At 34.0% G+C, this 6,398-nt stretch carries 7 protein-coding genes; 1 reads left to right on the top strand and 6 read right to left on the bottom strand.

What is annotated here, in order from left to right; translation table 11 throughout:
• Nucleotides 1-181: 181 nt before the first annotated feature.
• From FD20_RS11835 to FD20_RS11810, 6 genes are read right to left on the bottom strand one after another with little or no spacing between them, the layout of a single operon-like run.
• Complete coding sequence (locus FD20_RS11835; RefSeq protein WP_057738766.1) at nt 182-955, bottom strand: ABC transporter ATP-binding protein; 774 nt, start codon at nt 953-955, stop codon at nt 182-184.
• Nucleotides 956-967: 12 nt separating this feature from the next.
• Entirely contained in the window at nt 968-1,837 is an 870-nt protein-coding gene (locus FD20_RS11830; RefSeq protein WP_235807784.1) for an ABC transporter permease, read from the bottom strand.
• Between the two features lie 28 nt (nt 1,838-1,865).
• The gene (locus FD20_RS11825) at nt 1,866-2,888 is read right to left on the bottom strand and encodes an ABC transporter substrate-binding protein (protein ID WP_057738764.1); all 1,023 of its coding nucleotides are present in this window, start codon (nt 2,886-2,888) and stop codon (nt 1,866-1,868) included.
• A 21-nt stretch (nt 2,889-2,909) separates the two neighbouring features.
• Nucleotides 2,910-3,890: an NAD(P)-dependent oxidoreductase gene (locus FD20_RS11820; RefSeq protein ID WP_235807783.1), complete on the bottom strand. Its 981-nt coding sequence runs from the start codon at nt 3,888-3,890 to the stop codon at nt 2,910-2,912.
• A 4-nt stretch (nt 3,891-3,894) separates the two neighbouring features.
• Complete coding sequence (locus FD20_RS11815) at nt 3,895-4,320, bottom strand: aconitase X swivel domain-containing protein (protein ID WP_057738762.1); 426 nt, start codon at nt 4,318-4,320, stop codon at nt 3,895-3,897.
• Nucleotides 4,295-5,539, bottom strand: a complete 1,245-nt coding sequence (locus FD20_RS11810; protein ID WP_057738760.1) for an aconitase X catalytic domain-containing protein — start codon at nt 5,537-5,539, stop codon at nt 4,295-4,297. Before FD20_RS11810 ends, FD20_RS11815 begins: the two co-directional genes overlap by 26 nt.
• A gap of 445 nt (nt 5,540-5,984) precedes the next feature.
• Between FD20_RS11810 and lepB the strand changes: the two genes are divergently transcribed.
• Complete coding sequence (gene lepB, locus FD20_RS11805) at nt 5,985-6,365, top strand: signal peptidase I (RefSeq protein WP_057738758.1); 381 nt, start codon at nt 5,985-5,987, stop codon at nt 6,363-6,365.
• The last annotated feature ends 33 nt before the right edge of the window (nt 6,366-6,398 follow it).

Here is a 6,398-nt window from a genome sequence, read left to right as displayed (position 1 = left end):
TTCCCGTGAATCAACATCCGCTTGACTCGCAAGTGAGCGATTGACTCCTCCACTAGGACTTAAACCAATTTGACCCAATTTTTGAATATTATTTTTAATTCGTTTCTTATTGATTTTCAAACTCAACGTTTCACTTTTAACCAAGTTTTCTCACCCTCTTACACAAAGCCTTTATTTTTTATTACATAATTTTTGCGCTCTCTGAACGAATTATTTCACTTGCTATTTTTTTATATCTAAGAAATTCTTCAGTTAATCTCGTCTCAAATGTTCTTTTGCTTCCCAACTTAATTTCAATGACCTCTTTAATTTCCCCTGGATGAGAACTCATAATAACTACTCGATTTGCCAGCAAAATTGCTTCTTCAATATCATGTGTTACCATCATGATCGTCTTAGGCGAATCTTGCCATATATTAAGTAATAATTCCTGCATAACTTCTCGAGTTTGCATATCAAGTGCACCAAAAGGTTCATCTAAAAGTAAAACTTCTGGATTGTTAGCTAATCCCCTTGCTAATGCAACTCTCTGTTTCATGCCTCCAGAAAGATTTTTTGGATATAAATCTTCAAAGCCTTTTAACCCAACCAATCTTACGTATTTTTTTGCAATTTTTTTGCGTGTATCTTTATCAATATTTTTTTGTTTTAATCCAAACTCAATATTTTGACTCACTGTCATCCAAGGAAACAAGCTATACTGTTGAAAGACCATTCCCCGATCAACACCAGGTCCATCTACAATTCGATTATGGCATTCAATTTTTCCACTAGTAGATGTTTCCAATCCTCCAATAATTCTCAATAATGTTGACTTCCCGCAACCCGATGTTCCAAGAATCGAGACAAATTCCTTATCTTGAACTGCTAAATTAATATTTTTCAATGCTTGAACGTCACCGCTTTTAGTGTGAAATTGTTTTGAGACATTAGTTACCACAATGCTTTCAGTCATTTTCAAACCTCCCTAAAAGTTCCATGCAAAAATTTTTTTGTTAAGAAAAGTTAACAAAGTGTCAACAATTAAGCCAATTATTCCTAAAGTAAGAATTCCGACAAATATGCTATCTACCTGAAAGGTTCGTTGTGCCTGTAAAATACTAAAACCAATTCCAGCTGAAGCTCCTACAATTTCAGCAACAATAACGTAAGTCCATGCCCAACCTAAAACTATTCGGATAGTATTCATGATATCAGGCAAACTTTTAGGCAAAATTATTTTCCATAAAACATCAAATGTATTCGTACCAAGTGTGTATGACACTTCAATCAATGATTTTTCAACGTTTCGAATATCGTTCGCAATCATTAAAACCAACTGTGGTAAACTTCCTAAAATAATGATCGCAATTTTTTCCGACTCCCCAATTCCAATCCAAAATATGAATAAGGGAATAAATGCTGAAGCTGGCATATATCTTATAAAAGAGAAAACCGGCTCAAAGATTGCCGCTAAGGGACTGTACGCACCAACCAAAATACCTAGCGGAATTGCTATCACCAGTGCAATTAAAAAGCCTGCCATTACACGATAAACAGTAATTCCAATATCACTCCAGAAACCGTTAGAAAACATTGTTCCCATCGCCTTTAGCGTATCTCCCGGTGTTGGTACAAACATTGAACCTACTATTTTTCCATAAGTAATTGAACACCAAAGTATTATTATCACCACAAACGAAAGGATACTTAAGGTTAAAGACACTTTTTTTGGAATTCTCTTCTGCGGAACTAAAACTTTTTTCCAGAATGAACTTTTTTTCTTCTTATCTTTCTTTTTAAATAATTCTTCAGTTTCATGTTTCTTATCAGTCACACTAGCTTTAGATTGGCTCAAAGTTTTCACCACTTTCTTAAAAACAGATTTATTTTATAGCATTAACAAATGTTGGATTTGTTAATTCATTCACGTTAGCTTTAGCGTTGGAAATTTTAGAAGTATACCATAAGTTTGAAGCAATTTTTGAAATCTTATAGATATTTCCTTTATTCTTAGCTGTCCCAAAATACTTTTTATTTTCCTTTTTGTCATACAGTTTAATCTGTGTTGTCATCTCATTTTTCAATTTTTTAGGCGCAATTCCAGCTTTCTTGCTCATAATTGCGTAGGCAGCTTTAGGGTTTGATTTCATGTATGCCAATGCTTTGTACCACCCCTTTATGATTCCTTTAACTTCCTGAGGATGTTTTTTGATAAAACTTGTACTCAACCCCAATGTATCAACTATTATTCCAGGTGAACTTTTGCTAGACATTACTATGTGCCCATTTTTTGTTGCTCCTGCTTTACTTAACCAAGGCTGCCAAGTCATAGCAGCATCAACTTTTCCTGAGACAAAGGCACTTCCCGCTGCTCCAGAATCCATGGATTCAACTTTCATATCTTTTAACTTCATATTATTTTTTTGTAGCATGTAATTAAACCAAAAATAACTAGCTCCACCAGTTGTATCAAGAGCAACTGTTTTCCCTTTCAAGTTTTTGAATGATTTAATATTATTTTTACCGACTAATCCATCTGCTCCCTTAGAAGTATCCAGTGCTAATACATTTTGGATTTTTAAGCCACTAGCAGCACTCAAAACGTTAGTATCAAGTGACGTGGCGACCCCTTGAATTTTTCCAGCTGCTAAAGCACTCTTGCTATCTGATTTACTTTCAATGTCTTTAATTTGAACATTGACTCCGTAATCTTTAAAAAATCCCTTTTCTTCCGCTAAATCTAATGGATAAAAACCTATCCAGGAAGAATGGGCAATTTTTACAGTTTTGTCACTGCTCGCATTAACCGACATGTTACTGAAAAGAAAAACTCCTAAAAAAGAAAATAGTACAACCAGCAATGTTTTCAAAAACATATTTTTTTCTTCATTTAAATTTATAGTCATATTTATGACATCCCCCTCTTTTTAACCATTTACTACATCATCTGTTAATCTTCCCTCATATAAAGCAATTCCGTTTTCTACCGCCCTTTTTTTCAATTCATTAATTGATTCTATCGACAGGTATGACACATGTGGAGTTACAATTATGTTCTTTGTATTTAAAATTTCATTTTTTTCATTGGTAGGCGGTTCTTCTGTGATTACATCCAGAACAGCTCCAGAAATTTTTTTCTCTTCAACTGCCTCTAATAAATCAGGCTCATTTATAATCCCGCCCCTAGCAGTATTGATTAATACACAATTTTGTTTCATAGAAGCAAATTCTTTTTTTCCAATCAATTTTTCCGTTGCTTTTGATAAATTACAATGAATTGTAATAAAATCAGCATTCTTGAGTCCTTCTGCTAAATCTACAAATTCAACATTGTTGATACCCGCTCCAACTTGTAATTTGGGATCATAGGCATAAACTTTCATTCCTAGACTGAGTGCCTTCTGCGCAACAAATTTTCCGATTCGTCCGAACCCGATTACCAAAAGGGATTGTTCGTTTATTCTATTTTTTAATTTAGGCATTGCTTGCAATCCCCACATTTTTTTGCCTATAACTTTACTAAAAGAATCTATTGGCTTGTTAGAATATAAAATGGCGCTAATTACATATTCAGCTATATCTTCCTTACAATAATTTTTTACGTTCGTCACAGGAATATGTTTTGTTGCTGCCTGTTCAATATCAATGCGATCATAGCCACCACCAAATAATGCTATTCCCCTGCAATTTGTTAATTTCTTGATGATTTCAGCAGGAATTTCCGTGTAAACTTGAGCTAAAATTATATCTGCCTGTTTCCCCCATTTTTCTAAATCCTTTCCATAATCATATCCAGAGATTTTTATCGTTGCTTTGGGATATTGTTTTCTAATCAAATTTTGCTCAGTTTCATAATCTGACCACTCCTCATCTATGATCCAAAAAAAAGGTTCTTGATCTTTAATCATTAATTTAGTCCTCCTTTTCTATAAGCGTTATTACTCCTTCTGTAGCGTTAACTTTTACAGTGTCTTTATTACTGATTTCCTGTTTAAATACACTTTCCACCTTATCTACCAAGGGCATTTCCATAATAATTGAGCTGGCCACAAGTGTTGTATCTGCATTTTCAACAATCATTGCCCTAGGAGCATTGTTGTGCATTTTTAGTTGATACATGCCATCTGCTTGCACAACCGAACTTCCAGTTCCATTAGGGAAAACAAGAATTTTATTAGCTATACTTTTGCCAAACAAACAATGGTTGCGTTGAATTACAACTCCAGTCTCTGGGTCAATTAAGTAAAAACAAATTCCATCTTTTGAAAAAAGTACTTCCCCGCTTGCTTCACCTTCAGAAATTTTATGACATTTAAATGAATTGTTTTTTTGGCTCATCAATAACCTCTCCTTCTAAAGCTGCATAAGCTGCGCTTTCCAAATCTGTAATTACAAACTCCATCTTTCTGCGCCTTGTATAGTAAGCACACTTAGGAGAATCAGTAACACCTTTTTTGCCATATAGAAATTCCCAACAGGGTTGATCCATACAAGTATTAGAAATGATGTCTCCACCAGTTTCTTGGATTGTTCTTAGAATCCCCATCTGTTCACAAAGCCTTCGCGTTGGATCTGAAGACATAATAAAAAGTGGAACAGCTAATTTTTTTCCTCCAATTATGTTAGTAACTCTTTGAATTTGTTCAAAAGTCAAATGAGGACATCCAAACAATGCAAAATCAATTTTCCCCGCAGGTGCTGATATTTTATCGCGAACTGAATCAAGATCCGCTTGTGTTATATCAATCGTTTCCGGGACAGTATCACCTTGAAAAGCATCTTTAAGATTTTTTGCCTCTGGTGTAAAGCCTAAAATATGGTAAATTGCTACATTTCCCGATGTATTCATTTGTGCCCCAAGGTTCATCAGTGATGCATTCGAGAAATTACTTTTAACTGCTTTATTTTTGAAATTGATAACTGGTATTTTAAAACCGATTTTTAAGGGTATAACATATCCCAATAATTGAAAATCAAAATCTGATTTCATTTCTGCGAGGACATTAACTAAAACTTCACCTTTACGATTTTCCTTTTTCAAATAACCATAGTAGGGTACCACACCAGTTATGGCAGCACACAATGCGCTTTGAGCTGATTCTCGATTTGTTTTTGCACCATAAACCGAATTAACAAACGGTGTAGCCGAAGATTCCGAATAAGAAATAATTTCGTCAATTTTAGGTACATTAAGTTGCAAATATGGTGTGCAATCGTATGTCATGATCGCTCCAATTTTTTTATACGCTGCATCTGTTCTCTTTACTATCTCTTCATCTTTTTTTCTCAAAGTAGTAATTTTACTCATTTGTTCCCAGTTAAAACTTGGATTAACAGTCGGTCTGATTCTGCAGTGTGCTCCTTGTTTAACAAGTTTTTCAACAAACCATAAATCTGCTTCTTGGTTACTGAGTGCCACATGTGCTCGAGAGATTGGGACCATGTACGGGGCACCAAATGCCTCCGCTATTGCGACTTGAATCTTCATTGCCGTCTGAGTCCCTTTGCCTAACTTTCCATCCAGCATTCTTTCTTCATCTTTTGAAAGCTTTACCATAAATTGACCTTCCCTCCATTAATAAAGTCATCAATAATTTTGATATATGAATGAGTTCATCATATTAGTGGTAAGCTTAATATAGCAATAACGGCAAGTCAACATTCGTAAGAAGATAGTTGTATAGCTAAGGCGGAAGCCTTTCCAAGTTAATTTAAGCAATTATTTGCTTTTATAATGACATGAATACAAAGAACACTAATTTCATAATAAAAAATCTATTTTGATTAAAGCCGTTTTTTAAAACAATATATTTAGCGTTATATATTTCTATATTATGTTTAAAAATGTTAAACTATCTTTAAAATTAACCCACATCAAATAGTACAATTTCTTTTAAAAAAAGTTGTACTATTCAAAATATAAAAGTACACTTAAGGTGATTATAGTCAAAAAAACATTAAAAATTCTATCATAGAAGCTTAAATTTTTTGGGGGAATAAAATTGCTCAAATGGATGAAATTCATAATTGGATGGACCGTTCCTGTAATTATCGGGTTGCTCATTGCACTCATCATCGGTCAATTTTTTGGACGTCAAGTAATCTTGGGAGCCTCTATGAGCCCAACTTTAAAAGATCATCAAATCGTGTACAGACTAAATAGAGCAAAAATCAGACGCAATGATGTTGTCTCATTTCATGCGCAGGGAATTGATAAAAATCAACCAACAACGGCAAAAACAGTTTATGTCAAGCGTGTTATTGGAATGCCTGGAGATAAAATAAAATATACCAAACGAGGAAATTTATTTGTTAATGGAAAACTTGAACAACAAAGTTATATTACAAATAAACAGCAAAAAAAAGTGCTCCTATGTCAATAAATGGCACATCTTTTTCTAAACACTCGTTCTAAT

This window comes from Liquorilactobacillus uvarum DSM 19971, from assembly GCF_001434935.1.
In the GTDB taxonomy this organism is placed as follows: domain Bacteria; phylum Bacillota; class Bacilli; order Lactobacillales; family Lactobacillaceae; genus Liquorilactobacillus; species Liquorilactobacillus uvarum.
The sequence above is the reverse complement of the archived record's forward strand: the minus strand, read 5'-3'. Positions and strand labels throughout refer to the sequence as shown.